General features: G+C 70.4%; 22 protein-coding genes and 2 pseudogenes. 10 read left to right on the forward strand and 14 right to left on the reverse strand.

Going from position 1 to position 26,629, the window contains the following annotated elements; all coding sequences use genetic code 11:
* Nucleotides 1–436: 436 nt before the first annotated feature.
* Nucleotides 437–2,733: pseudogene (gene pcrA, locus D474_RS29980) on the reverse strand (DNA helicase PcrA).
* A gap of 204 nt (nt 2,734–2,937) precedes the next feature.
* On the opposite strand from pcrA, the gene D474_RS0124660 reads away from it, so the two are divergent.
* Nucleotides 2,938–3,867: a nucleoside hydrolase gene (locus D474_RS0124660; RefSeq protein ID WP_017616150.1), complete on the forward strand. Its 930-nt coding sequence runs from the start codon at nt 2,938–2,940 to the stop codon at nt 3,865–3,867.
* Between the two features lie 99 nt (nt 3,868–3,966).
* On the opposite strand, the gene D474_RS0124665 is transcribed toward D474_RS0124660, so the two are convergent.
* Both D474_RS0124665 and D474_RS0124670 read right to left on the reverse strand, forming a co-directional pair.
* The gene (locus D474_RS0124665) at nt 3,967–4,644 is read right to left on the reverse strand and encodes a response regulator (RefSeq protein ID WP_026118778.1); all 678 of its coding nucleotides are present in this window, start codon (nt 4,642–4,644) and stop codon (nt 3,967–3,969) included.
* Between the two features lie 137 nt (nt 4,645–4,781).
* Complete coding sequence (locus tag D474_RS0124670; RefSeq protein WP_017616152.1) at nt 4,782–5,981, reverse strand: ATP-binding protein; 1,200 nt, start codon at nt 5,979–5,981, stop codon at nt 4,782–4,784.
* Nucleotides 5,982–6,219: 238 nt separating this feature from the next.
* Here D474_RS0124670 and D474_RS0124675 point away from each other — a divergent pair, with 238 nt between their 5' ends.
* Nucleotides 6,220–7,647 (forward strand): PspC domain-containing protein, encoded by a 1,428-nt coding sequence (locus D474_RS0124675; protein ID WP_017616153.1) that lies wholly within the window; start codon nt 6,220–6,222, stop codon nt 7,645–7,647.
* A complete protein-coding gene (locus tag D474_RS0124680) occupies nt 7,628–7,864 on the forward strand; it encodes a hypothetical protein (RefSeq protein ID WP_017616154.1) in 237 nt (78 codons plus the stop codon). The genes D474_RS0124675 and D474_RS0124680 overlap by 20 nt, the downstream gene beginning before the upstream one ends.
* Before the next feature lie 220 nt (nt 7,865–8,084).
* Here the strand turns inward: D474_RS0124680 and rsmA are convergent, their stop codons facing one another.
* Both rsmA and D474_RS0124690 read right to left on the reverse strand, forming a co-directional pair.
* Nucleotides 8,085–8,969: a 16S rRNA (adenine(1518)-N(6)/adenine(1519)-N(6))-dimethyltransferase RsmA gene (rsmA, locus tag D474_RS0124685; protein ID WP_017616155.1), complete on the reverse strand. Its 885-nt coding sequence runs from the start codon at nt 8,967–8,969 to the stop codon at nt 8,085–8,087.
* A 138-nt stretch (nt 8,970–9,107) separates the two neighbouring features.
* A complete protein-coding gene (locus D474_RS0124690) occupies nt 9,108–10,274 on the reverse strand; it encodes a ubiquitin-like domain-containing protein (protein WP_017616156.1) in 1,167 nt (388 codons plus the stop codon).
* A 299-nt stretch (nt 10,275–10,573) separates the two neighbouring features.
* Here D474_RS0124690 and D474_RS0124695 point away from each other — a divergent pair, with 299 nt between their 5' ends.
* The 4 genes and pseudogenes from D474_RS0124695 (at nt 10,574) to D474_RS0124710 (ending at nt 13,837) form a co-directional block, all read left to right on the forward strand.
* Nucleotides 10,574–11,680 (forward strand): CaiB/BaiF CoA transferase family protein, encoded by a 1,107-nt coding sequence (locus tag D474_RS0124695; RefSeq protein WP_017616157.1) that lies wholly within the window; start codon nt 10,574–10,576, stop codon nt 11,678–11,680.
* A gap of 96 nt (nt 11,681–11,776) precedes the next feature.
* Nucleotides 11,777–11,944: a hypothetical protein gene (locus tag D474_RS34480; protein WP_017616158.1), complete on the forward strand. Its 168-nt coding sequence runs from the start codon at nt 11,777–11,779 to the stop codon at nt 11,942–11,944.
* Nucleotides 11,945–12,369: 425 nt separating this feature from the next.
* Nucleotides 12,370–12,918, forward strand: a pseudogene (locus tag D474_RS34485) (hypothetical protein); the annotation flags it as partial.
* A 565-nt stretch (nt 12,919–13,483) separates the two neighbouring features.
* Nucleotides 13,484–13,837, forward strand: a complete 354-nt coding sequence (locus tag D474_RS0124710) for an STAS domain-containing protein (protein ID WP_017616160.1) — start codon at nt 13,484–13,486, stop codon at nt 13,835–13,837.
* A 54-nt stretch (nt 13,838–13,891) separates the two neighbouring features.
* Here D474_RS0124710 and D474_RS0124715 read toward each other — a convergent pair whose 3' ends face one another.
* From D474_RS0124715 to ectA, 8 genes are all read right to left on the reverse strand, one after another.
* Nucleotides 13,892–14,602 (reverse strand): M50 family metallopeptidase, encoded by a 711-nt coding sequence (locus tag D474_RS0124715; RefSeq protein WP_017616161.1) that lies wholly within the window; start codon nt 14,600–14,602, stop codon nt 13,892–13,894.
* 159 nt (nt 14,603–14,761) lie between these two features.
* A complete protein-coding gene (locus D474_RS0124720; protein ID WP_017616162.1) occupies nt 14,762–15,208 on the reverse strand; it encodes an SRPBCC family protein in 447 nt (148 codons plus the stop codon).
* A gap of 49 nt (nt 15,209–15,257) precedes the next feature.
* On the reverse strand, nt 15,258–16,262 hold the full coding sequence (locus D474_RS0124725) for an NUDIX hydrolase (RefSeq protein WP_017616163.1): 1,005 nt from the start codon (nt 16,260–16,262) through the stop codon (nt 15,258–15,260).
* The gene (locus D474_RS0124730; protein WP_017616164.1) at nt 16,259–18,358 is read right to left on the reverse strand and encodes an RNA degradosome polyphosphate kinase; all 2,100 of its coding nucleotides are present in this window, start codon (nt 18,356–18,358) and stop codon (nt 16,259–16,261) included. The genes D474_RS0124725 and D474_RS0124730 overlap by 4 nt, the downstream gene beginning before the upstream one ends.
* 188 nt (nt 18,359–18,546) lie before the next feature.
* Entirely contained in the window at nt 18,547–19,494 is a 948-nt protein-coding gene (locus D474_RS0124735) for a CPBP family intramembrane glutamic endopeptidase (protein WP_017616165.1), read from the reverse strand.
* Between the two features lie 304 nt (nt 19,495–19,798).
* Nucleotides 19,799–20,209, reverse strand: a complete 411-nt coding sequence (locus D474_RS0124740) for an ectoine synthase (protein WP_017616166.1) — start codon at nt 20,207–20,209, stop codon at nt 19,799–19,801.
* Between the two features lie 407 nt (nt 20,210–20,616).
* Entirely contained in the window at nt 20,617–21,882 is a 1,266-nt protein-coding gene (gene ectB / locus D474_RS0124745) for a diaminobutyrate--2-oxoglutarate transaminase (RefSeq protein WP_017616167.1), read from the reverse strand.
* Between the two features lie 93 nt (nt 21,883–21,975).
* Complete coding sequence (ectA, locus tag D474_RS0124750; protein WP_083931976.1) at nt 21,976–22,479, reverse strand: diaminobutyrate acetyltransferase; 504 nt, start codon at nt 22,477–22,479, stop codon at nt 21,976–21,978.
* A 767-nt stretch (nt 22,480–23,246) separates the two neighbouring features.
* On the opposite strand from ectA, the gene D474_RS0124755 reads away from it, so the two are divergent.
* The 3 genes from D474_RS0124755 (at nt 23,247) to D474_RS0124765 (ending at nt 24,892) form a co-directional block, all read left to right on the forward strand.
* A complete protein-coding gene (locus tag D474_RS0124755; RefSeq protein ID WP_017616169.1) occupies nt 23,247–23,510 on the forward strand; it encodes a WhiB family transcriptional regulator in 264 nt (87 codons plus the stop codon).
* A gap of 122 nt (nt 23,511–23,632) precedes the next feature.
* Nucleotides 23,633–24,244: a hypothetical protein gene (locus tag D474_RS0124760; protein ID WP_017616170.1), complete on the forward strand. Its 612-nt coding sequence runs from the start codon at nt 23,633–23,635 to the stop codon at nt 24,242–24,244.
* 21 nt (nt 24,245–24,265) lie between these two features.
* Complete coding sequence (locus D474_RS0124765; RefSeq protein WP_017616171.1) at nt 24,266–24,892, forward strand: copper resistance CopC family protein; 627 nt, start codon at nt 24,266–24,268, stop codon at nt 24,890–24,892.
* A 98-nt stretch (nt 24,893–24,990) separates the two neighbouring features.
* Here D474_RS0124765 and D474_RS0124770 read toward each other — a convergent pair whose 3' ends face one another.
* Nucleotides 24,991–25,752 carry a PP2C family protein-serine/threonine phosphatase gene (locus D474_RS0124770; protein ID WP_017616172.1) on the reverse strand — a complete coding sequence of 254 codons (762 nt, stop codon included), beginning with the start codon at nt 25,750–25,752 and terminating at the stop codon, nt 24,991–24,993.
* Nucleotides 25,753–26,629 lie beyond the last annotated feature (877 nt).

A 26,629-nucleotide genomic window follows, 5' to 3' on the forward strand; every position in this document is an offset into this window, starting at 1 on the left:
CGCTCGGGCCCGGTGGGTTTCGGTGAGCAACTCTTCGAGTTTACATGCCGCGAGCAGTGCTCAAGACGGTGAACCTGAAGAAAAGGGATGAACCGGCACGCCCGCAGGATCTGCGTTCGTTTCGCTCGGTTGACTCCACTGTACCCCCGTGCCGGAGTGCTCGTGACGGGTTCGGGGAAACCCGTCCGTGGCGTGGCCTACACCGGATCGGACACCCGTCTCGCGAGACCACACCCGCCCCGATCGGCACGTATCGAAGCCTTCTGCCGGGGCCAACACGTGCCTCCCCTGTGCTATTCCCGGCCGAACGACACAGCGGTGAGAACGCCACCGGTAGCCACGCGAGCAGCATGACACGGCACGTGTCACCCGAGGACCGTCGCGGTCGAGGTCGGGGGAAACCGGCTGCCGGGCCCGCCCACGCCGCGGATCCGAGTCAGAGCTTCTGGATCGGGGCGTACTTGACCATGAGGTCCTTCTCCCCGATGTCGGCTCCGAAGTCGACGCGGGCCTTGGTCTTGTCCCCGCCGCCCTCGACTAGCTCGACACGGCCCATCCCGAAGGAGTCGTGGTTGACCAGATCGCCGACGCTCAGGGTCGGGGCGGCCGGCGCGGACTGGCGGGGGGGGGCCCCCCCGGGGCNCCGAACCCGCCCCCGAGGCCCCGGCTGGGCGGCGGAGCCAGGGTGGACTCCTCACGCTTCCACTCCACGAGGTCGGAGGGGATCTCGTCCAGGAATCGCGACGCCGGGTTGTACGAAGGCGTGCCCCAGGCGCTGCGCACCGCGGCCCGGCTGATGTACAGCTTCTCCTGCGCGCGGGTCAGCCCCACGTACGCGAGACGGCGCTCCTCCTCGAGCTGCTGCTTGTCACCGAGCGTGCGATTGTGCGGGAAGACCCCGTCCTCGAGCCCGGTGAGGAACACGACGGGGAACTCCAGCCCCTTCGCGGCGTGCAGGGTCATCAGGGTGACCACGCCGCCCTCGTCGTCCTCCTCCGGAATCTGGTCGGTGTCGGCGACCAGCGCCACACGTTCGAGGAAGTCCACGAGGGTGGGGTCGCCCGGGTCGGTGACGGGCTCGCCGTCCTCCTCCTCGGGCGGTTCCTCCGCCACGAGGGAGGCGAATGTGCTCTCGAACTCGCGGGCGACATCGACGAACTCCTCGAGGTTCTCCACCCGGGTCTCGTCCTGGATGTCCTTGGAACCGGCGAGCTCCGACAGGTACCCGGTCTTGCTGAGGACCGCCTCGACGATGTCCGCGGGGCTGTTGTCGGGCACCAGCGCGGCGAGCTCGTCGAGCAGAGCCACGAAGTCGCGCACGGAGTTGGCGGAACGCTTGGCAATGCCGGGGATCTCGTCGACGCGGCGCAGGGCCCGGGAGAAGGAGATGCGTTCCCTGGCGGCGAAGAGCTCTACGGCCTCCTCGGCGCGGGCGCCGATGCCGCGCTTGGGCACGTTGAGGATGCGCCGCAGGCTGACGGTGTCCTCGGGGTTGGCGAGCACCCGCAGGTAGGCGAGGACGTCGCGGATCTCCTTGCGCTCGTAGAAGCGCACTCCGCCGACGATCTTGTACGGCAGCCCGGTGCGGATGAAGACGTCCTCGAAGACGCGGGACTGCGCGTTGGTGCGGTAGAAGACCGCGACCTGCGAGGGCAGCACGCCTTCCTCGTCGGTGAGCCGGTCGATCTCGCCGGCGACGTGGCCGGCCTCGTCATGCTCGTTGTCGGCCACGTAACCGACCAGCGCGCTGCCCTGTCCCTGTTCCGACCACAGCTTCTTCGCCGGCCGCCCCTCGTTGCGGTCGATGACGGCGTTGGCGGCGGTCAGGATCGTCTCGGTGGAACGGTAGTTCTGCTCCAGCAGGATCGTGCGCGCGTTCGGGAAGTCGCGTTCGAACTCGAGGATGTTGCGGATCGTCGCCCCGCGGAAGGCGTAGATCGACTGGTCCGCATCGCCCACCACGCACAGTTCCGAGGGTGGAACAGTGGCGCTGTCCGGGTCCTCGTCGGTGCCGACGAGTTCGCGCACCAGCACGTACTGGGCGTGGTTGGTGTCCTGGTACTCGTCGACGAGCACGTGGCGGAACCGGCGCCGGTAGTGCTCGGCCACGTCCGGGAACATCTGGAGCAGATTGACGGTGACCATGATGAGGTCGTCGAAGTCGACGGCCCCGGCCTCGTGCAGGCGGGTCTGGTAGAGGCGGTAGGCCTCGGCGAGCTTCTTCTCCTGCTCGTTCTGTGCCTGCTCGGCGAAGGTGTCGTAGTCGACGAGCTCGTTCTTGAGGTTGGAGACCTGGGCGGAGAACGACCGGGGCGGGTAGTGCTTCGGGTCCAGGTCGAGCTCCTTGCAGACGAGCTGCATGAGCCGCTGGGAATCGTTCGAGTCGTAGATCGTGAAGCTGCTCGGGTACCCCAGGCGGTGGCCCTCGCGCCGCAGGATACGCACGCACGCGGCGTGGAAGGTCATCGTCCACATGGTGTTGGCGGCACGGGCTCCGAGGAGGGCCTGGATGCGCTCCTTCATCTCGGCCGCCGCCTTGTTGGTGAAGGTGATCGCGAGGATCTCACCGGGGCGCACACCGCGTTCGGCCATGAGGTGGGCGATGCGGTGGGTGAGGACACGGGTCTTGCCCGAGCCGGCGCCGGCCACGATCAGGAGTGGACTTCCACCGTGCGTGACGGCGTCGCGCTGGGGACCGTTCAGACCTTCGAGAAGCTGCTCTTGGGACGACACGCCCTCCAGGTTACGGGCGGCCGGGGACGGTCCGGTCCGGAGCGCGATCGGCCGCAGCGGGACGGAGCGCGGGCACCGGCACGACCTGGGCACCCTCGTGGGTGTGAGGCCCCTGGGCACAACGGGTTCGCCCGGACTCCTAAGCTGGTTCGGTCCAGGTCCCGGCGCGGGACCGCAGCAGCACCTTCTGGGGGTTCCTTGACCATGCGCGTCTTCGTCGACTGCGACCCGGGGATCGACGACGCGGTCGCTCTCGCCTACCTGGCTGCCCGGCCCGACGTGGAGATCGCCGGGGTCGGTGCGGTCTTCGGCAACAACGCCGTCGAGGTCACGGCCGACAACGCCCTGCGGCTCCTGGAGCTGTACGGGCGCCCCGACGTCCCTGTGGCCGTGGGATGCGCGCGTCCGCTCGTGCAGGAGCCGCGCCTGGCCCCGCACGTGCACGGTGCGAACGGGCTCGGCGACGTGGAGCTGCCCGAGCCGGCGCGCAAGCCGGAGATGGAGTCGGCACCCGAACTGCTCGTGCGCCTGGCCCGGGAGAACCCGGGCGAGCTGGACGTGCTCGCGGTGGGGCCGCTCACGAACCTGGCCGTGGCCGTGGGGATGGAACCGAAGCTGCCGCAGTTGGTGCGCAAGCTGGTCGTGATGGGCGGTGCGGTGAGTACCCCCGGCAACGTCGGCCCGCACGGCGAGGCCAACATCGTCAACGACCCGGAGGCGGCCGAGACGGTGTTCGGTGCCGGTTTCGACCTGGACCTGGTCGCACTGGACGTGACCATGGGAACGGTCGCCACCCCGGAGTGGCTGGCAGAGCTGGCGCTGGTACCCGGGGACAAGGCACAGCACACGACGGGGTTCCTGGACTTCTACGCGGATTTCTACTCCCGTATCTACGGCGTGCGCCAATGTGCAATGCACGATCCGCTGGCCGCCGCGGTGCTGGTCGACCCACGATTGGTCACCGGTTCCTTCGAGGCGCCGATCCGGGTGGAGACGGCCGGAACTCTGACCCGCGGCATGACCGTGGCCGACCGGCGCCCGGTGCCCAGCACGGACGAGCGCAGGCCGGTACGGGTCGTCACCTCGGTCGCGGATGCGGAGTTCCTGCGGCTGATGCTCGACGCGCTGCGCTGAAGCCTGACGCAAGGGGCCCGAGCACAGCTGCGCCCGCCTCCCTCGACGGGGGCGGGCGCTCTCGTGTGCGGGCCGTGCACCAGCGGCGGCTCGGTCCGATCAGACCAGGCGGCGCGCGGTCGCCCAACGGCTGAGCTCGTGCCGGTTCGACAGCTGGAGCTTGCGCAGCACCGACGACACGTGGGTCTCCACCGTCTTGACGGAGATGAACAGCTCCTTGCCGACCTCCTTGTACGCGTACCCGCGCGCGATGTGCCGCAGGACCTCGCGCTCGCGCTGGGTGAGGCGGTCGAGTTCGGGGTCGACCGGCGGGGCGTCGGTCGCGGAGAACGCATCGAGCACGAACCCGGCCAGCCGGGGCGAGAAGACCGCGTCGCCGTCGGCCACCCGCACGATGGCGTCGGCGAGCTCGCGGCCGGAGATGGTCTTGGTGACATAACCCCGGGCACCGCCGCGCACGATCCCGATGACGTCCTCGGCCGCGTCGGAGACGGACAGGGCCAGGAACCTCACCTGCGGTTGCCGCGCCAGGACCCGCCGCAGCACCTCGACGCCGCCGCCCCCGGGCAGGTGGACGTCCAGGAGCACGAGGTCGGGCTGCTTCTCCGCGATGACGTGCACTGCGCCGTCGACGTCACCGGCCTCCCCCACGACCTCGACGGCGTCACCGAGTTCGCCGCGCACGCCGCTGCGGAAGAGGCGGTGGTCGTCCACGATCACGACGCGGGGCACCGCGCCGCCTTCACTGAAGCTGGGGCTGCTCTTGTCGTCGTCCACACTGTGGACCCTACCCACAGGCGCCGCGGCCTCGGTTCCGACTGTCCGGTTCCGGTCGCGACCGGGTCCCTCGGGGTGCACGGGGCCGTCCTCCGCGGGGCCGGGTGACCCGGTTCCGGGCTCCATGGTGCACGGGCTCACAGGTTCGGGATGCGGGGCATACGGAGCTGGACCTCGGTCCCCTCGCCCGGTTCGGTGCGCACGCGCGCGGAGCCGCCGTGGCGTTCCATCCGGCCGAGGATCGAACCGCGCACCCCCATGCGGTCCTCGGGCATCCGCTCCAGATCGAACCCGACACCGCGGTCGCGCACGAACACGAGCACCTCGTCCTCCTCGACCTCGCCGAAGACCGAGATCGCGTCGGCCTGCGCGTACTTGGAGGCGTTGACCATGGCCTCGCGGGCGGCGCGGAGCATCGCGCTGAGCCCGTCGTCGATGTCGCAGTCGCCCACGCACACGACCTCGATCGGGACACCGTGTTCCTCCTCGACCTCGGCGGCCACCCGCTCGAGGCCGGGGCGCACGGTGGTCTCCGCGTCGGCGGGGCGCTGGTACAGCCAGCTGCGCAGCGCACGTTCCTGCACGCGGGCCAGGCGCTGGACCTCGCGGGGGTCGTCGGCGCGGCGCTGGATCAGCGTGAGCGTGTGCAGGACGGAGTCGTGGATGTGCGCAGCGAGCTCGGCGCGCTCGGCGTTGCGGATGCGTTCGCGGCGTTCCTCGTCGCGTTCGCGCACCAGGCCGATGATCCAGGGGGCGGCGACCAGGGCGATCCCGGCGATGATGGTGAACGCGAAGGTCAGGCCCGCGCGGGCGTTCTGGAGTTGTTCCTGGAAGACGAGGAACCCGATGACACCGACGACGATGAGCAGCACGCCCGCGCCCGCGCGCATCAGGGCCTTGCGCCCGACCGGGACGACGTTCGTGGTCATCCACTCGTCGCGCTGGGCGGGGTTGGCCTGCTGCCACAGGATGACGGCGCCCAGGGTCCCGAACACCATGAACCACAGGAGCGGGTCGAACACGCCCCCGAACAGCAGGAACAGCAGCCCCAGGCCCAGTGCGAGAGCGGTGTAGGCGATGAGCTGGGAGACCTCGCGCCCCTTGCGCTGGTGGTCGGGGCCCTCCTCCCCCTCCGCGGGTTCCTCCTCGGGCACGAAGAAGTACAGGGCGATGTAGATCGGGATGCCGACCCCGCCGATGGACAGCGCCATGAACGCCAGCCGCACGACGACCGGGTCGACCCGCAGGTGGCGGGCCATACCGGAGGCCACACCGGCCAGGAGTCTTCCGTGCACCGCGCGGGTGTACCGCGGGGTGTGGGTGGGCGCCTGTGCCACCGCCCGATCACCGCTTCCGTCGTCGCTCGTCCGGGGCGCCCCCGCCCGTGCGCCGGGGCGTCATACCAAGAATGCACGGTGCGGGCCCAAGCGGTCATCGGGGCACGGCCCTGGCCGATTCGTGGGGCAGGTCAGGGGCGGTGTCAGGGTCGTCCCCGATGCGTACGGGGAAGCTGCTGGGCGACGATGGTGCTGTTACCGCTGCCGGAACGGCGGTGCCGCTGGAAAGAAGGGCGAGATGGCTGAGACTCCGAGCTCCGGGGCGCCCGAGGGCGGGGATCCGCCGGGCCCTGCTGATCCGTCCGGTCCGGCCCCCGGGCCCGAGCCGGAGCTGCGCAAGGGCGAGGACCGTGTGCTCACGGGTGTGTGCTCGGGGCTGGGTGCGTACACGGGGGTGGACCCGGTGGTGTGGCGGGCCGCGTTCGTGCTGACGGCGTTCGCGGGCGCGACGGGGGTGCTGCTCTACGTCGCCGCGTGGATGCTCATGCGCGACACCGGGGGCGGACCTTCGACCCTGGAGCAGATGCTGAACAGGGCGTTCCCGTCCGCGGTCGTACTGAAGCTGCTGGCCGTGGGGCTGGCGTCGGCTACGGCGATGAGCCTGGTCGGCGGGTTCGGGTGGGGGACGATGGTCCTGGCCACCCCGCTCATCATCGGACTGCTGTCGGCGCGCAACCGGGGGGTGGACCTGCGGGCGACCTTCCTGGGTCTGCGCAGCGAGATGCGCCGGACGGAACCCGCGCCGGCGGCGCCCGTGCCGGAACCGGCCCCCTCCTACTACAACCCGGCCCAGCCGTGGGCATCGGCCTCACCCGGGCCGGTCGACCTGGCGGTGGTCGCGCAGCGTTCGTCCCAGGAGGTGGAGCACGACGAGGAGGACGACGAGGGCGGGCCGGAGGAGGCCCGGGACACCGAGGGGGCGGAGCAGGGGCAGGACCCGCAGGGGTTCCCGCTCGCCTCGGCGGTGTGGTGGGTGCTCATCGCGGCCGCGGTCCTCACCCCGATGCTTTTCCTCGGGTGGGGCACGTCGATCTGGAGCGGCGAGGTCGCGCAGCTGCTCATCGGCCCCGACACGGGGGTGTTCTTCATGGCCGGGGCGCTCGCCCTCGTGGGGGTCCTCGCGATCGTGGGCACCTGGTGGGGCAACCCGTCCGGGCTCTGGTTCCTGGGGATCGTGCTGAGCCTGCTGGCGGCTACCGCCTCGGTGACCGACCTGACGCGGATCGGCTCGGCGACCTGGGAGCCGCACACCGTCGCCGAGCTGGAGGAGGAAGACCACAGGGTGACGTTGGGCAGCGGGGTCATGGACCTGCGGATGCTGCACGATCTGGAACCGGGCGAGGAGGTCGACGTGCACGTGGCGGTCAACGGCCACACAGAGGTGCTCCTGCCCGAGCAGGCCCGGGTGGAGATGACCTCGTGGGTGGGGCTCGGCGGGATCCAGCAGGACGGGGACTCCGGGCCCTCCGGCGCGGACGTGGACTTCCACCGAGTGTACGAACCCGTCGAGGAAGGCCAAGCGGATGCGGACGGCGATGGGGCCGAAGGTGACGACGCCGAGAGCGGCGACGCCGACGGTGGGGAAGCCGGACCGCCGGTGATCAATCTGAGGACCGACTCCTACGTCGGGCACGTGGAGGTGGAGCATGGCCGCTCGGGGAACTGACTGGGGGTCGATGGTCGCCGGCCTGCTGTTCGTGGGGCTGGCGCTCGCCTTCGTCCTGCGCGGGACCGGTGACTGGTCGTTCCCGGTGTGGTGGGTGCTCCCGGCGCTCGCGGTGGGGTTGGCGCTGGCCGCGACGGCCCGGCGGATGTCGCGCAGGGCCCCGGCCGAGGAAACCGGGACCGCGGACCGCGATCCGGGGGCGGCGCAGGAGGACTGACGCGTGTTCGTGAGCGGGCCCGGCTTCCTGGACCTGCCCCGGATCGGCCCCGGGCGTCCCGGTGAGGGGCACGGACGGCCGTCGAGCGAGCCGGAGAGGGTCGGCGCTCGGCGGCCGTCGGCGTGAGTGCGGGGCGGCGGAGACCGGTGGGGTGCACAGGACCGCCCCGTCCGTTCCGACAGTGCCACGGGGCCGCGGCCGGCCCGAGCCCGAGTGCGGCTCAGGAAGGACGATGCTCCGCGATGGCCGCGAACTGCTCGACGGTGAGCGACTCTCCGCGCGCCCGCGGGTCGACGCCGGCACCGCGCAGGGCCTCCTCTGCGGCGGGCGCGGACCCTGCCCACCCGGACAACGCGGCGCGCAGGGTCTTGCGGCGCTGAGCGAAGGCGGCGTCGACGACCGCGAAGACCTCCTCGCGGGTGGCGGAGGTCGTGGGTTCGGGGCGGCGGACCAGTTCCACCAGGCCGGAGTCGACGTTGGGGGCGGGCCAGAAGACGTTGCGCCCCACCGCCCCGGCACGACGGGCGTCCGCGTACCAGGCGATCTTGGCCGAGGGCACCCCGTAGATGCGGCCTCCGGGCCGCGCGGTGATGCGGTCGGCGACCTCGGACTGCACCATGACGAGCACACGGCGGATGCCGGGCAGGAGCTCGAGCAGGTGGAGCAGGACCGGCACGGACACGTTGTAGGGGAGATTGGCCACCAGGGCGGTGGGTTCCGGTCCGGGGACCTCCTTGACGCGCATGGCGTCGGCCGGAACCACGGTGAGCCGGTCGGCGAGGTCCGGGGCGTGGTCGGCGACGGTTCCCGGGAGCGCCTCGGCCAGTGAGGGGTCGACCTCGATCGCGGTCACGTGGCGCACGTGCGGTAGGAGGGCGAGGGTGAGGGATCCGAGGCCCGGCCCGACCTCGACGACCACGTCCTCCTCGTCGACGCCGGCCACGCGGACGATGCGGCGGACGGTGCCGTGGTCGATCACGAAGTTCTGGCCCAGGGTCTTGGTGGGCCGGACACCGAACCGCTCGGCGAGCGTGCGCACGTCGGCGGGCGTGAGCAGGCGGGAGCGGTCGGCAGGGTCGGGTTCGGGTGTCTGTGTCACCCCCATATCTTGCCATCCCCGCAGGACCGGACCCGGGGCGCCGCCTTCGGTGCACGCTCGCAGGCCGTGCCGGGGACCGCGAGGGCCGTGGCCCGGAGGGGCGAACGTCGTGTGCCGGGGCTCGCGGGCCCCGGCACCGCCGTCTCACTCGTGGAGGTGGACCCCGCAGGTCGGCCACTGGCTCTGCCAGTCGCCGTCCACGTCGTTGTAGAGCTGCTGGGCGCGCTGGGTCTGCTCGTCCGCGTCGGCGTCGGAGGGCAGGCCGGTACCGCCGACGGACTGCCAGGACTCCTCGCTGAACTGGTACAGCCCGTAGTAGCCGCCCGCGGAGTTCACCGCGTTCGGGTCGCCGTCGGACTCGCAGTCGGCCAGACCGGCCCAGTTGAGGTCGGCCGCGTCGCCGCCGCCCTCGGGCGGGGTGCCCTCTTCCTCCTGGGTGCCGATCTTGACGAGGCCGTCGACGGGCTCGGTGACGACCTCCTCGTCGAGCTCGTACTCGCGCTCCTGTCCGTGGTGGAGGATCGTCGCGGTGGTGACCTCCTTGACGCCGTCCTCGGCCTCGGTGACGACCTCGCGCTCACCCTCGGGCAGGTCGGGGTCCTCCTCCTCTTCCTCCTCGGCCTCGATGGGGACCTCCTCGACGACCGGCTCGTCCAGCACGGGCGTGATGTCGACGACGGTGTCGGGGCTCACGGCCTCGTCGAGCCCGGGACGGACGATGTCGTGCTCTCCCACCTGGACTTCCGCGGCGTCGAGCACCTCCTGCACGGTCTCGCCCGTGGTGCGGACCTCGGTGCGCACGGTGTCGTACATGACCGCCATCCGGGGCGCCTGCTCGGCGGTCACGGCCAGGCCGTCCTCGGGGATCTCGGTGTCGGGGTCCTCCGACATGTCGACGCCCTCGAGGTCGAGTCCGAGCTGCGGCAGGCCCTCCTCCAGGGTGGCCGCGTGCACGCCGCCGGAGATCTCGCGCCCGTCGAGCTCGACGGTCAGGTCGCGCTGGGACCGCACGACGACGTGGTCACCGGAGGCGACCTCGGTGTCGGGGGAGGGCGCGACGGCGTCGTCCTCGTCGAGGGTGACGTCGGCGGCGTCGAGCACGTCCTGGACGGTGCCGCCGCCCAGGGTGCGCACGGACTGCTGGTCGCCGTCGGTGTCGAGGGTGACGCCGTCGTCCATGGCGTAGGCGGTCCCGCCGCCCACGGCGACCAGGGCCAGGGCGGCACCTCCGGCGATGAGGATCGCGGGTTTGAGGCGGCGTTCGCGGCTCGCGCCGGCACGACGGCGCCTGGGGGTACGGGTTCCGGACATGACGGGAGGTGCCCTTCCGAGGGACTGGAGTGACAAGAAATGTCGGGGGCGGGTGGAAGCCCCACTTCGCCTGCACATTAACACCCCCACCGAATTGGATCGCGGACTTGGCCGAAACCCGGGAACGGGATGCACCGTCCGCCCCGTTCGCCCTTTCGGTCGGGTCCGGGGCCACTCCCGGCCCCTCCCCTGCCACGGAACAGCACCCGCGTGGCACCCCGAGGAGGGGTCGGCGTGACGCGGGACACCTCCACCCGGCACAATGAAACCGAATCTCGTTCTACTCAAGGAGAGCGCCAATGGGCACGGGCCCCCTGCACGGAATCCGCGTCGTCGAGTTCACCGGGATCGGTCCCGCACCCATGGCCGGGATGCTCCTGGCCGACCTGGGTGCGAGCGTCATCCGCCTCGACCGCCCCTCGGCCGCCGACGCCATGAACGACGGCGCGCCCGGACCGCACATGAGCGAGGGACGCACCGTCATGGCCGCAGACCTCAAGTCCGAGGAGGGCCTGGGGCTGGCCCGCGACCTCGTCTCACGCGCGGACGTCCTCCTCGAGGGGTTCCGGCCCGGGGTGTTGGAACGCCGCGGCCTGGGCCCCCAGGACGCCCTCGAGCTCAATCCGCGCCTGGTCTACGCGCGCGTGACCGGCTGGGGCCAGGACGGGCCGCTCGCCCACACCGCCGGCCACGACATGAACTACGTCTCCCTCAACGGCGCCCTGCACTCGATCGGCCGCGCCGATGAGGCCCCCGTACCCCCGATCAACCTGCTCGGAGACTTCGCGGGCGGCACCATGTTCGTGGTCACCGGCGTGCTCAGCGCGCTCGTGGAACGCCAGACCTCCGGCCGCGGGCAGGTCGTGGACGCCGCCATGGTCGACGGCAGTTCACTCCTGCTCTCGATGATGCTCGAGGACCGACACCGGGGCGGCTGGAGCGACGAGCGCGGAACGAACTACCTCGACACCGGCGCACCCTGGTACGACGTCTACGAGTGCGCCGACGGCCTCCACGTGTCGGTCGGCTGTATCGAGCCGCAGTTCTACGCAGCGTTCTTGGAGGGCGCCGGGCTGGCCGGCGAGGACCTGCCCGGCCAGTGGGACCGCGATTCCTGGCCGGCCCTGCGAGCCAGGTTCGCCGAGGTCCTGCGCACGCGTACCCGGGACGAGTGGGCGGAGGTCTTCGACGGCACCGACGCCTGCGTGATGCCGGTCCTCTCCCCCGGCGAGGCCCCCGACCACCCGCACGTGGCAGCCCGCAGCAGCCTCACGCGCGAGGACGACGGCAGGATCGTCGCCGGCCCCGCACCCCGGTTCGACCGCACACCCGGCCGGGTCACGCGGGCGACACCGCAGCCCGACACCGCCCGGGTTCTGAAGGAATGGGGCATCGACCCGGTCTGATCCGCAGAGGCCCGAAAACGCCGCTTTCCCCCGTACGAGGGGCCCCGATCACTATCGTGAGCCGCCGAAAACGCTGCACACGAGGGGAACAGGGCCATGGCGGAGGGGCGACGGGCCACGGCGGGGAGGGCCGGAGCGCAGGTCCTGCGTCCCCTCCTCCCGCTGCTGTGGTCGGCGCTGCTGCTCCTGGGCGCGGCACCGGCGGCAGCAGCGCCCTCCGGGCCGGCCCCGGTGGTGGTCGTGGGGGTCCCGGGCCTGCTGTGATCCGATGTCTCCCCCGACACCACCCCTCATCTGTGGGAGACCGCGGGCGAGGCCTCCATCGGCAACGTCTCCATCCGCAGCGCGACGCCCCGTACCTGCCCGACCGACGGGTGGCTGACCGTCTCGGCCGGACAGCGGGCGCTCGCCGAACGCGAGGTAGCCGCGTGCGAGCCGGCACCCACCCCCAGAGCAACGGGTCGGGCGCGTCCGTACCCGGTTTCGACTCGTTCGCGGACGACAACCGGGCCTCGGAGTTCGCCGCCCCCGTCGGTCTCCTGGGGCAGACCGTGAGCGAGGCCGGCGGCACGACCCTGGCGGTGGGTCCGGGCGCGGCCGACGACCGGGGCCACGTCGACCACTACCTGTCCGACCCGGCCGACCTGACCGCTGACCGCCTCGACGGGGTCTCCCTCGCCGCGGTGGAACTGGCCGGTGTGGCGGTGACGGTGATGATGATCGCAGGAGTGCGCTTCACCTTCCCCAGGGTGTTCGGCATTGCGGCGCTCGCGCTGGGATCGATCGCCCTGCTCTCCTGGTGGGACTTCCTGCGGCCGGTGAACGAGCGCAGCCACTTCGGGGCCTTCGCGGCACAGGTGACGGGCGGGGACGCCGTTGCGGTGCTCACACGCAAGCTCACATCGATGCTGGGCACGCTGGGGAACTGGCAGCTGACCCTGCTGGCCGGGTGTGCGCTGGTCTTCCTGTTCCTGGTGCTCAGGCGGCCCCGGAACTGGCGCATCGGGGCACTTCAGCGGGCCTACGAGGATGCGCCGATGCTCCGTGCGGGACTCACGGGTTCGCTCGTGTGCGCCCTGGTGGGGTTCGCGGCCAACGACTCGGGCGTGGCCATCCCGGCGATCGCATTGACGGTGGCGGTCCCGCTGACGCTGTCGGCGTGTGTGTGGGCGACGCAGGCGCGCGAGGAGGAGGCCGCCGAGAGTTCCGTTCCGATCGCCGACGCAACACGGGCATGAACGACGTCACACCGAGCAGAACGAAGAGAAACGCGCGAGCACGACCATGCGTCACTCACGTCACGAAACGGCCACAGCGCTGTGGTACAGTCCGGGGCTGGACGGCACTCTTGGCCACACGGTCGGTACCAAGTACCATCCGAGGGCGGCCGTCGACCCACCATCCCCGGACCCCGCACGGAACGGCCCCCGCCGTCCGTCCGGAACCTCCAACTGGCCGCGGAAGGGGAATGCCCACCCCCACGGGAGGGCTCTGGGTTCTGAAAGAGGCATCGCGCCGACCGGGTCCGCGCACACCGCGGGCCGACCGCCCGCCCGGGACCCCGGCGGAACTTCCGCCGGAAACCGATCGTTCGACGGGCAGCCGCGCTTGCCCAGACAGACCAGGAGACGACAGCGTTCCGTCCCCGACCCCGGCCCGGGGCACCACGCGAGGAACCAGATGAACCGACAGCTTGGCCTTCCCGGTAACACTCCGAAAGCAGTGGCCGACACGAGCACCTGGAACGGTGTTCTCCCGGCCGCGTCGACCGATCGGGCACGTCCCGAACTCGCCGGAGTCGCAATGCCCGACCTGACCATCTCCTCCACCCTGCATTCGTCCGGGCGTGTCCTGGCGCTGAACGGGGAGATCGACATGGCCACCGAGAGCCGCTTCCAGGAGGCGGTCACCGAAGCTCTCACGACCCAGCCGCACGGCCGGGTCGTGCTCGACTGCACGGAGCTGCGGTTCATCGACTCCAGCGGCCTGCGGGTCCTGATCCGGGCGCACAAGACCGCCAAGGAGCAGCAGGCGCTCCTGGCCGTGGCCGCGCCGGCCCACCGGGTGATGCAGACGCTGCGCGTGACCTCGCTGGACACCCGCATCCCGGTCTTCGGCACCGTCACCGAGGCTCTCACCGCGCCCAACTCCCAGTAGGGCCAGGGCGGAACAGAACGGCCGGCCCGGTGCCCTGCCGACCGCCCGGCGCTGTCACTGCAGCAGCAACAGCCACACGCCCAGACCGGTCACACCGAGGTTGACCAGGGCGAAGACGACCACCCACAGCGTGCCCGGCAGGCCCGTGAGCCGGGCCAGCTGGTCGGCGTCGGAGTGGGGCGAGGGCTGGCGCATGCGCTGCGACTGGAGCTCGAAGACCGGGCGCACGCCGGCGAAGAGCAGGAACCAGATGAAGACGTAGGCGAACGCCGCCTGTACCTCCGGTTCGGTGTACCAGCTCACGCCGAAGACCACCGCACCCGTCGCGACGATCGACACCACGCCGTAGACGTTGCGGATCATCACCAGCATCAGCGCCAACAGCACGATGCTCAGCCACAGCAGCGCCGTGATCCGGTCGGCCATGAGCATGAGGATGCCGAGCAGGCCCACCACGGACGGCGCGACGTAGCCGGCGAACACCGTCAGGATCATGCCCGGACCGGTCGGCCTTCCGCGGGAGACCGTCACCCCGGAGGTGTCGGAGTGCAACCGGATCCCGGTGAGCTGACGGCCGCTCAGCAGGGCCACGAGAGCGTGCCCGCCCTCGTGCGCGATGGTGACGACGTTGCGGCCCACGCGCCAGGTCGGGCCGAGCACGACCGCCGCCAGCGCCAACACCGCGGCACCGACGACGATCCACCGCTCCGGCTCGGGCTGGACCGTGAGGACCTCTTGCCACACGTCACCGAAGGTTGTTCCCACCACTGCTCCCTGAGTCGACTGACGGGCGGGCCCGACCGCGGCGCTCACGGCTCAGAGGGGGGAGCCGCGGGGCGCGGGCCCTCGCCGAACTCTAGGACATCTCGGAGATCTCCGTGTGACCGGAACTTTCCAGGAGGCATACCACCGGTCGGGCCAGGGTCAGCCCCGGTTCTCGGCCTCGGCGATCTCTCGCAGGCGCAGCAGGGTCTGCTCGATCGCCTCGGCGTTCTTGCGGGGGAACCCGGTCAGTGCGTAGAAGAACGACGGGCCGCGGGAGTAGTCGAAGGTCTCCCGGACCCGGGTGCCGCCGTCGGGGAGCGCTCGGAGCTCGTACCCCCAGCGCTGCGGGCCCTTGGTCTTCCAGACCAGGAGCCGCCCCTCCTCGAACTCCACGACCTCGTTGCTCATCCGGTACGGGACGCCGAACATACGCATGTCCACCCCGAACCGGGCACCGGGCCCCAGGCGGTCGGGGCCGAAGGTCGGTCCGCCAACCGAACCGGACCCGTCGATCTCGGAGTGGCGGGGGGGGGGGGCGATGATGTCGAAGACCACCGATGCGGGGGCGTCGACGTCGATGGTGCGGGAAACCTTGTGCGTGGCCATGCGCCCAGTCTGCCAGGAGCTGATTCGAGCCTCCGCTCGGCTCCGACCGTCACCCGCCACCGCCCTTGAACGGCCGGACGGTGTGGCGTTCGGCGCCGGCGAGGACGCAGCCGTCCGCTGACACGTGGAGAACCCACAGCGACCCCTTGCGCAGGCCGAGCTGCTGGGTGACGGGCGCGCCCAGGCGGTCCAGGGCCTCGGCCATGAGGTGCGGCACGAGTTCGCCGTGCGTGCACACGACCACGGGTTCGCACCGGTCGAGCAGCCCGGCGAAGGCGGCGCGGGCCTCGTCGATGTCGTGGGAACGCCCGGTCGGCCGCACCGTCAGCGCGCGCTCGGTCTGCACTGGGACGTCGCACTCGACCGTGTAGGGCAGCAGCGACTCCGTGCAGCGCGCGGCGGCCGAGGAGACCGACCTCGGCCGGCCGTACTGCGACAGCAACCGCGGCAGGGCCAGCGCGTCGGCACGCCCCCGGTCGTCGAGGGGGCGCAAGAGGTCGTTGCCGCTCCATGCGCGCTTGTCCCCGGCCGACATGTGGCGCACGAGCACCACCGGGAACGTCCGGACCGGGCCGGCGCGGAAGTTGTCGAGCACACGCACGTCGTGCTCGTGGGTCATCCGCGTGCGCGCCTCCTCCAGGGGCACCCACTCGACCAGGTCGATCTCGTCGTCGGGCTCGCGGGCCGGCTCCGCGCTGGGATCCGCGGGGGTGGCGGCCCACCACTCCACCTGCTTGGGCCAGCCGTCCTTGAGGTACCGCTGCGGCGGCAGGCGCCGGCCCAGGACCGGTGTCACCCCGGTCTCCTCGACCACCTCGCGCACCGACCCGGTGATGATGTGCTCACCGCCCTTGAGCTTGCCCTTGGGCAGGGTCCAGTCGCCGCGGTCGGGGCGGCGCACCAGCACGACCTCGCGCCCGCCGCCGCGGGCCTCGCGCCAAAGGACCGCCCCGCCCGCGCGGATCGGTTCGAGGTAACCGCCCACCGCGGTCTCGCGCGTCGGGAAGGCACTGGTCACACGGATCCCGTCGGGGGTGCTGTGCTCGCCTTTCACGCGTGCTCCACCACCCGGAGCCGGCGGTCGCCGCGCAGGGTGTCCTGCAGGTCGGTCAGGCGCCGACCGTCGGCGTCGCGTGTGTGCCGGGTCCAGGAACCGTCGGGCTCCAGGTGCCACGACATCGTGCCGTCGTCCATCGCCGAGTCCATGAGCCCGATGAGGCGCCGCCGATGTTCGCCGTCGGAGACCCGGATGAGGGCCTCCACCCGGCGGTCGAGGTTGCGGGGCATGAGATCGGCGCTGCCGATCCACACGTCGGGGTCTCCGTCACCCTCGAAGACGAACACCCGCGAGTGCTCCAAGAACCTCCCGAGGATGCTGCGCACCCGGATCCGGTCGGACAGCCCCGGGACCCCGGGCCGGAGAACACAGCTGCCGCGCACCCACAGATCGATGTCGACGCCTGCCTGCGAGGCGCGGTACAGCGCGTCGATGAACTCCTCGTCGACGAGCGAGTTGACCTTGATGCGGATTCGCGCGGGCCGCCCGGCGAGGGCGTGTTCGATCTCCCCGCCGCCCTGCACGAGGCCCTCGCGCAGGGCGGCGGGGGCGACCATGAGCCTCCGGTGGTGCAGCTTGCGGGAGAAACCGGTGAGGCTGTTGAAGAGGTCGCTGACGTCCTGCCCCACGTCGGAGGCGGCGCTGAACAGACCGAGGTCCTCGTAGACGCGCGCGGTCGCCGGGTTGTAGTTGCCGGTGCCGACATGGCAGTAGCGGCGCAGGACCCCGTCGTCGTCCTTGCGGATGACCATGGACAGTTTGCAGTGGGTCTTGAGCCCGACGACGCCGTAGACGACGTGGCAGCCGGCCCCCTCGAGCTTGCGGGCCCACTCGATGTTGTTCTGTTCGTCGAACCGGGCCTTGACCTCGACGAGCACGACGACCTCCTTGCCGGCGCGGGCCGCATCGATGAGCGACTCGACCACGGGTGAGTCGCCGCTGGTGCGGTACAGCGTCTGTTTGACGGCGACGACTGCCGGGTCGCTGGCGGCCAGGGCCAGGAACCGTTCGGTGCTCGTGGCGAAGGACTCGTACGGGTGGTGCACGAGGACCTCGCGCGCACGGACGGCCGCGAAGAGGTCCCCGGAGGTCAGGGCCTGCGGTTCGACCGGGACCATCGGCGGGTAGCGCAGTTCGGGCCGGTCGAGGTCGGCGATCTGCGCGAGCCCGGCCAGGTTGAGCGGGCCGGGGAGTCGGTGGATCTCTTCCTCCTGGGCACCGAGTTCGGCGGTGAGGACGCCCAGGACCTCGTCGCTGATGTCCTGCTCCACCTCCAGGCGCACGAGCGGGCCGAAGCGGCGGCGCAGGAGCTCGTTCTCCAAGGAGTGCACGAGGTCGTCGGTCTCGTCCTCGTCCACCTCGAGGTCGGCGTTGCGGGTGACCCGGAACGCGTGGTGCTCGACGATGTGCATGCCCTCGAACAGCTGCGGCAGGTGCGCGGCGATGACGTCCTCGACCGGGACGAAACGGCCGCCGCCCGCGGTCTCGAGCTCGATGAACCGCGGCAGGGCGCTGGGCACCTTCACGCGGGCGAACATGCGCCGTCCGTCACGCGGGTCCCGCACGGTGACGGCGAGGTTGAGCGAGCGCCCGGAGATGTAGGGGAACGGGTGCGCGGAGTCGACCGCGAACGGGGTGACCAGCGGGTAGACGTTCCGGTGGAAGTACCCGTGCAGGAAGTCGCGTTCGGCCCGGTCGAGCTCGTTGCGGCGCAGGATCCGGATGCCCACCTCCGCCAGGGCCGGGGCGACCGAGCTCACGAAGCAGCCCGCTTGCCGGAGCATGAGCTCGTGCGTGACCTCCGAGATGCGTTCCAGCAGGTCGCGCGGGTGATGGCCGCTCGCGGAGGCGACGGAGAGCCCGGTGGCCTCGCGGCGTTTGAGCCCGGCCACGCGAACCATGAAGAACTCGTCGAGGTTGCCGGCGAAGATGGCCAGGAAACCGGTGCGTTCCAGCAAGGGGATGTTCTCGTCCTCGGCGAGTTCGAGAACCCTCTGGTTGAACCGGAGCCACCCTTCCTCACGGTCCATGAACCGGTCGGAGGGCAGTTGGTCGGTGACGGTCCGGGGTGCGGGGATCGATTCCGTGCTCACCGTGGCCAGACTCCCGCCGTTGCGGAACGTCCCGGTGACGCCCGTGTGTGAGGGAGACGGCCGGAAAGTGACCTCTGCCCCCACCCGGGCGAACGCACGAGCGCCCGAACCGGACAGCTCGGACCACGAGGGGCTTCCCCCACCACCGGAAACAGAAGAAAACGAAGGGCCGGCCGGAGGGGCCGTCGTCACAATACTTCGACGATGCCGAAAGTCAGGTCCGGCGGTATCAGGACCATGAATACCCCGATCCGCATGAGCACGTTGAGCCAGAGGTTGCGGAAGCACGCCCACAGGTACCCGTAGAACAGCCCGGCCGCCGCATAGGTCAGCATGGCGAGGCCGGTGTCATGGACGAGGTCGTCGCCGGGCAGCTGTGAGACAGCGTCGAAGCTCTGGACGAGCGCGTATGTGACCGCGAAGACCACCGAGGTCGCCACGATCCCGCCCCACCGTCCCATGTAGTACTCGAGACGCGTCTGGAGCATGGCCCGGAAGAAGACCTCCTCGCAGAGCGAGATGACGGCGAACGCGCACAGGAACCCGAGCAGTGCCATGCTCGCGCCCGGGTACCCGGTGTGGGGGAGGAACAGCACCGCCATGAGCGCCAGGGACACCAGGACCGGCATCAGGCCGTTCCACCGCCACGGTTCGCGCACCTTGAGGGCGATGCTGGGCATCTGTGCACCGCGGCCGTCGATGGTGACCCCGGAGCGGTCCAGGATCAGCACCGGCAGCGTGAACAGGAACAACACCCTGCACACGAGCGAGACCGACATCGCCAGATCGGCACCGACCTCGGTCTCGAAGACGTTGAAGAGCCACGTCAGCGCGATCATCGACAGCAGGAACCCCGCCAGCAGAGCCAGGAGGCACACCACTTCGATCCGGAGCGGATGCCCCACGAACGCACGCACGACCCGCGCGTCCAGCTCACGGCGGTCGCCCAGTGCCCGTGCCAGGGCCCAGATCAGCACCCCGCCGACCAGCATCGCGCCCCAGGAACCGAGGTAGAACGGGAGACCGTCACCGAACACGTGCGCGCGCAGTTCGACGTGCAGGCCCACCGTCAGCGCGACGAGTGCGATGGCGAGGGCGGTCCACGCCGGGAGCCCCCATCTTCGGACCGTGGTCACAAGTGTCCCCCCTGTCTCAGAACCCCCATTCTGCCTATGCGGCGACTAAACGCTGCTTAATCACCACCGCATGTCGCTTCGCAAAGAACTCGCCACAAATGCCTTCAGAAACGAACGGAACTCGCAGAACAGGAAAGAGCGAGCACATTGGAATCCAATGCGCCGGTTCGGGAGGAAAGCTCCGGAGCACGGGGCAGGCACGGGACTGCCGCGTAGAAACTCCCCGGAAACGACAAGAGCGGAACCGAGGTCTACCTCGGTCCCGCTCCCGGAGCGGATGCGCCCTACGCCTCGGCGTTGCCGACTACGCGGGGGTGTTCTCGGCGTCGTCCTCGACGACCAGCGGGTAGACGCCGTTCTCGTCGTGGACCTCACGGCCGGTCACCGGCGGGTTGAACACGCACAGGACACGGAAGTCGGTCTTGGGACGGACGGTGTGCTCCTCGTGACCGTTGAGCAGGTAGAGGGTGCCCGGGGTGATGGTGTGCTTCTCCCCGGTCTCCTCGTTGGTCAGCTCGGCCTCGCCCTCGATGCAGTGCACGAGCTCGATGTGGTTCGCGTACCAGAAGGTCGACTCGGTGCCCGCGTACAGGACGGTCTCGTGGAAGGAGAAGCCGACCTTGTCCTTGGCGAGGACGATCCGACGGCTGCGCCAGTTCTCCGTCTTGATGTCGGCGTCGGTGTCGTTGACCTCGTCCATGCTGCGAACGATCACTGCTGACTCCTCAATTGCGCTGCTGCGCCTCGTGCGTGGTGGTCGACACGGTGCGGGGCCGGGCGGTGGCCCCTGCGATCAGGTTCCTCCGGCCGACCCCGTTCCGTCAGTAGAAAGTGGGGGCCACCTGGGAAAAATTCCCGTGGCCCCCACGCCGGCCGGGTACGGCCGGCAGCGGCTCAAGAGCCCTGAGGCCTGTTTGGTGAACACCGATCATCTGCTGCGCGGCGCCCCAGCGGCACTCTCGCTGCGTTCTCGTCAGTCGACGGCACATCCGGGCCGACTCCTTCTTCGGCCTTGCGACAGCACCACTGGCTGCGCCCGCCCGTCACCCGCCACCGCCCTCGACGGACGCCTGGCGGCGCAGTAGCCGGCCGGAGCAACGGAAGGCGTCCACCAAACAGACCCTAGGCCGCCTGGCTCTGCTTCACCGCGGCGCGGGTCGCGTCGGCGATGATGTCGAGGCCCTCCGTGAGCTCGGCCTCGGTCGCGGTCAGCGGCGGGAGCAGCTTGACGACCTCGTCCTCCGGGCCGGAGGTCTCGATCAGCAGACCGCGCTCGAAGGCCTCGGCGGCGACCTGGTCGGCCAGCTCGGCCTGCTCGAACGCCAGACCGCGGGCCAGGCCGCGGCCGCGCACGTGCGCACCGGTCTCGGAGTGCTCGGCGGCGACCTCTTGGAGACGGGCCGCGACGAGCTCGCCCTTGGCCTTGACGGACTCGGAGAAGGAGTCGTCGCTCCAGTAGCGGCGCAGGCTCTCGATACCGGTGACCATAGCGGGGTTGAACCCGCGGAAGGTGCCGTTGTGCTCGCCCGGGCCCCACACGTCGTGCTCGCGCTTGAACAGCGTGAGCGCCATCGGCAGGCCGTAACCGCTGATGGACTTCGACAGCGTGACGATGTCGGGCACGATGCCGGCCTCCTCGAAGGAGAAGAAGTTGCCGGTCCGGCCGCAGCCCATCTGGATGTCGTCGGCGATCAGGAGGATGCCGTACTCCTTGCAGAGGTCGGCGAGCCCGCGCAGCCACTCGGCGCTGGCCGCGTTGATGCCGCCCTCGCCCTGCACTGTCTCGACGATCACGGCGGCGGGGGCGTCCAGGCCCGAACCGCTGTCCTCGAGGAGCGCGCGCAGCCAGAGGAAGTCGGGGGTCTGCCCGTCGAGGTAGTTGTCGAAGGGCATCGTGGCGACGTGGTCGAGCGGGACACCCGCACCGCCGCGCTTCATCGAGTTACCGGTCACCGCGAGGGCGCCCAGGGTCATCCCGTGGAAGCCGTTGGTGAAGTTGATGATCGTCTGGCGGCCCGTGATCTTACGGGCCAGCTTCAGAGCCGCCTCGACGGCGTTGTTGCCCGCGGGGCCGGGGAACTGGACCTTGTAGTCCAACCCCCTGGGTTTGAGGATGACCTCCTCGAAGGTTTTCAGGAACTCGCGTTTGGACGAGCTGTAGGCGTCCAGGCTGTGCACGATCTTGTCGTCGGTCAGGTAGTCGATGAGCTTGCTCTTCAGCTCCGGGTTGTTGTGCCCGTAGTTGAGGGAGCCGGCCCCGGCGAAGAAGTCCAGGTAGGGCTTGCCGCTCTCGTCGTAGACGTGGCTTCCGAGGGCCTTGTCGAAAACGACAGGCCAGCTCCGGCAGTATCCGCGGACTTCGGACTCGAGGCGCTGGAAGGTCTCCATCGTGTGTTCCTTGGTTCCTTTCCCCAAGTTCGTGGGCTCGTGGCTTGGACGACGGGGCGGTTCAGGATCGGTCGATCCGGTGCGGATGGTCAGTCACGCTTCTTGACTCGGACGGGCCCCGAGGGGTCCGATTCGGACAAGGTCCTCCGGCTCGTGCGGGGTTCCGTCCTGCGGGAAGTGTTCGCTCCCGAAGAGGGGACTCCACACGGCCTCGGCACCGCGGTCCCTGGCGAAGGAGCCGAACAGCGCCCGGGAAGCCGTGTTGTCCGGCGTCACGGTCGCTTCGAGGTAGCGCAGGCCCTGATCGGCGATCGAGTCGCCGATGAAGTCGAGCATCCGGCGGGCCAGCCGCTGTCCGCGGTACGCGGAGTCGACGGCGACCTGCCAGAGGAAATACGTGTCCGGGCTGTCGGGGCGCACGAAACCGGTGACATAGGCAGCGACCCGGCCGTCGCCGTCGCGGGCGACGACACTGGATCGGGCGAAGTCGCGGCACCAGAGCGTGTAGGAGTACGGGGAATTCACGTCCATCCCCGTCTCACCCGCCAGCCGCCACATGTGCGGCCCGTCCTCCGGGGACGGGTGCGACAGTTGCACACCTCCCAGGCCCGCGGCTTGTGTGGCCTCAGAGCCCGCGGCCCCGTTGTCGGTCCGGTCGCGTGCATGGAGGTCAGTTCGTTGATGTGGCACGTCGATCGAACTTAGCGAACGATCCTCGAGAGAGTTTCAGACCGCAGGCGCGCACATGTTTGGACGGCTCAAAAATGGGAAGGACTAGCCTATTTGGTAGCTCTTCGGGTTCACCCTCGGTGCAACGGGGTCACTGCGACGGAGGGTCAACGGCCCAGCTCATGCCCCGTTCACCAGGGGATCCGGACTCTCTCGCGAGGAGCTTTCGCCCCTCGAACGGCACCCAGTGTCACGCCGTGACGACAACTGCCACGGTCAAACATAGGGCTTCATGGAGGCAGATTAAGCGTGCGTTAAGTCACATCAATTCGGTGGAAACCTCGAGACATAACGGGCCCAAGGGTTGCAGCGTACATCACACGCCGGTAACAGCGCAGGGGTTCCGCACGCAAAATCCCCCGTCACACAGGGATTCCACCCTCCACACCTCCCCCTCGCCCCGGAGCGCCCCCGCCCCTCAGAAGCCCGCGGACACCACCGGGACCAGCACCGAAGGTCCTTGTCCTCGCCCCGACTTTCGAGCAGACTTCGTGTAGTACGACCTCATGTAGTACTACACTGGGTCGCGTCGCACGGACGGCCCCGAGACCCGTTCGGCGGCCACGACTCTTCTCTGCGCCCGCCGCGGGTCCCCCGCACGGGCCAGGATCAGCACGACGGATCGGAGGCGCCCCGTGAACCGCCTGTACCACGAGAGCGAGGACTGGGTCGCGCAGGGCAACTGCCGCTCCTACGACCCCGAGATCTTCTTTCCCGTCAGCAGCACCGGCATCGGGCAGGCCGACACAGAACAGGCCGTCGCCGTCTGCCGCAGTTGTACTGTTCGCCAAGAGTGCCTGCGGTGGGCCCTGCGAGCCGGTGAGGCGCACGGCGTCTGGGGTGGCACCACCCCCGAGGAACGCCGCTACATGCGGCTCGAACTCGCCCCGGCAAGCTGAGACGACGGCATCGGGCCGCCGGACGCGAGGCCGTCCGGCGGCCCCCGCTCTGCTTCGCGAGAGGTCCGTCCCCGTGAGGACAGCCCTTGCGGGCTCACAGGGCATTGCCTAGGTTCGATCCCGTGCGACCCGCCCACGGCACACTCCATGCGCTGCGCACCGCCTTCCTGGCCGGTGCGTCCACCGGGCTGGCCTACGGCGGACACAACCTCTGGGCTCCCGAACCGGCCTCGAGCGGCGGATTCTTCGCCGCGACCGCATTCCTCTTCCCCGTCCTGCTGTTCTTCACCCGCACGATGCGCGGGATGGGCGACATCTTCGCCGTCATGGCCGCCGCCCAGGTCGGCATCCACCTGATCCTGCAGGGGTCGGGCGGGGCCGCACACGGCCTCCTCCACACCGGCGCCGACCACAGCGGCCACGGCCTGCTCACCCACGTGTTGGGCTTGGCGCCCGGGATGCTGTTCGCGCACCTGTGGGCCGCGCTCCTGGCCGCGGCCCTGCTCGCGCACGGCGAGGCCGCGCTGTGGGCCCTGGCCTCCCTGTTCACACGGTGGCTCCCGCAGGGCCTGCACGCCCGCATCCCGGTCGTGCCCCGGGCCACCGTCCGTCCCCTCCACCGGGACGTCCCACCCCTCTCCACGGTCGATCTCTCCACACACGGACCACGCGGGCCTCCCGGTTCGGCGCCGCTTTCCGTGCCGAACCGGAACGCACCTGCGCTCCGGCCGTGAATCGACCCTGAGAGAAGGAAGATGACCACCCCGAACACCACGGCCCGCGCGGCCGCCCTGACCCTCGCCCCGTTCACAGCGGCCGCCCTCGTCCTCGCCCCTGCCCCGGCGATGGCGCACGACGTGCTCATCTCGTCCTCGCCCGAGGACGGCGAGAGCCTGGACGCCGTGCCCGAGGAGGTCGTGCTGACCTTCAACAACTCCCCGCTCGAGACCGGTGACGGCAACGCGATCGCGGTGACCGGGCCGGACGAGGAGACCACCTACGAGACCGGCGACCTCGACTTCGACGGCCCCGACGTCAGCACCGAGGTCGACCCGCTCGACGAGCCCGGCGACTACACGATCGGATACCGGATCGTCTCCTCCGACGGCCACCCGATCCAGGACACCCTGACGTTCTCCGTCTCCGAGGAGGCCGCGGCCGCCGCCGCGCCCGACGAAGACGAAGGTGCCCAGGACGAGACCGCCGAGGAGGAGGCGGGCGAAGAGGCCGCTGACGACGCAGCGGAGGAGACCGGTGCCGAGGAGGCCGCCGACGAGGGCGGCGTCTCCGGCACGACGGTCGCGGTCGTCGTCGCGGCCGCCGTCGCGGTGCTGGCCGCGGTGATCCTGATCGCCGTGCGCATGCGCAAGAGCACCGAGTAGGCGCACTCGCCCCACGGGACACAGCACAGGACCCGGTTCCCCTCGGCGGGGCCGGGTCCTGTCATGTGCTGGGTGGGGCTGTGTGTCTCCGCGGGGGCTCAGACCCGGCGCGCGAGCATAATGCTGATGTTGTCCTTGCCGCCGCCCTCCATGGCCGCCTGCCACAGCGCGTGCACGGCGGCCTCGTCGCTGCCGGCCTCGGCCATCATGCGTTCCATCTCATCGGTGGAGACCAGGTCGGAGAGGCCGTCGCTGCACATCAGCCAGGCGCTGGGGTCGGGCGCCTCGTCCCGGCCCACGTGGGGGACCATCGAGCCGCCGGAGCTGCCGCCCAGGGACTGGGTGATGAAGTTCGTGGTGACGGGGCGGCCGTCCTCGGACGGGGGAAGCGCCGGGGAGTCGTCCTCGCTGAGCTGGCGCAGCCGCCCGCCCTCGATGCGGTAGGTGCGGGAGTCGCCGACGTTGAACCAGAAGTTGCCGTCGCCGTTGAGGAGCACGCCCGCGACCGTGGTCCCCATGCCGGAGAACTCGGTGTGCTGTTTGGCGTGGTCCTTGATCTCCTCGTCGATGTTGCCGAGGATCTGGGCGACGTGGTCGGGGCCCTCCAACCGGGCCCCCACCTCGGCCATGCGGTGCACGGCGTGCTCGGAGGCTATCTCGCCGGCCGCCTGGCCGCCGATGCCGTCGGCCACCGCGAGGATCACGGGTTCACCGACGGGGAGGACACACCGGACCGGCGCGGTCATGTTCGCGCCGGCGACGGTGAGAGCACCCATGACGATGGCGTCCTCGTTGGCAGGGCGGACCGCGCCCCGGTGCGTGAGGGCGGTGACAATGACTTCCCCACCAGCGACACCCATACGCCCTTCCTCCGTTTCGTCGGCCGTGGCCGGTTGCCCGGCACATGTCGCCGGACCATTGGTCGAGTCCCGTTCAACGTCTGGATTCTGCAACCGTACCGAGCTACCGCCGGAGTCGGTCAAAATCCGCGTACATCATGGCGGAAAACACCCGGATACGCAGTTCCCGCCCGGCTTTCCGCGCCCGGAAATGCAACGGCGGGAGACCGGCCGAACGCCGCACGCCCGCTCCGACAGTAACGGTGCGCAGCGCATCCCGGCAGGAGACCTCCGGCCCTGGGCCCGGGCACCCGCCCCGACCGGCCAGGACCGGATTACGGACAGCCCCGAAGAGGGGTTCGGGGCGAACGACCACACGGTGTCACGTTGTCCCCCTCGGGGAGCCATGGCAGAATGGCAGACGTTGGGTGTCTAAGACGCAGACACACACGACCGGTCCCCGGCTGCGCCACCGCGCGTGTGCCCCGCGGACCTCCTCTCTCTCGAACGGTCGTTTGGTGTGATCTCGCATGCGTCTGCCCTTCCCTCCTCCTTCTCTCTCCGCAGCAGAACCACACGTGTGCCCTGCCTGCGCACGCTCCGGCCCCGTGCACACGCTCCCGCCCCCGCACGTGCGCATGCACGGCCGGGCGGCCCCGTGTTCGCCTTCCCCGTGACCGTCGGCCCGGCCGCAGCCATGCACGCCTCCGGCCCGCCGACAGCCCACTCGCCACGCGGATCCCGCCTCCCCGCTCCGGGGTCCTCGGGCGGCAACCGATGCAGGACACCGATCCCGACCGTGTCCAAGGAGTCATTCCAGTGAAGATCGCCCTGATCGCCGAACACGCCAACCCCCTGCCCGCCCACCGGGGTGAGCCGGCGTGCCCGGCCAGCCTGC

The organism is Nocardiopsis salina YIM 90010 (genome assembly GCF_000341025.1).
Classification (GTDB): domain Bacteria; phylum Actinomycetota; class Actinomycetes; order Streptosporangiales; family Streptosporangiaceae; genus Nocardiopsis; species Nocardiopsis salina.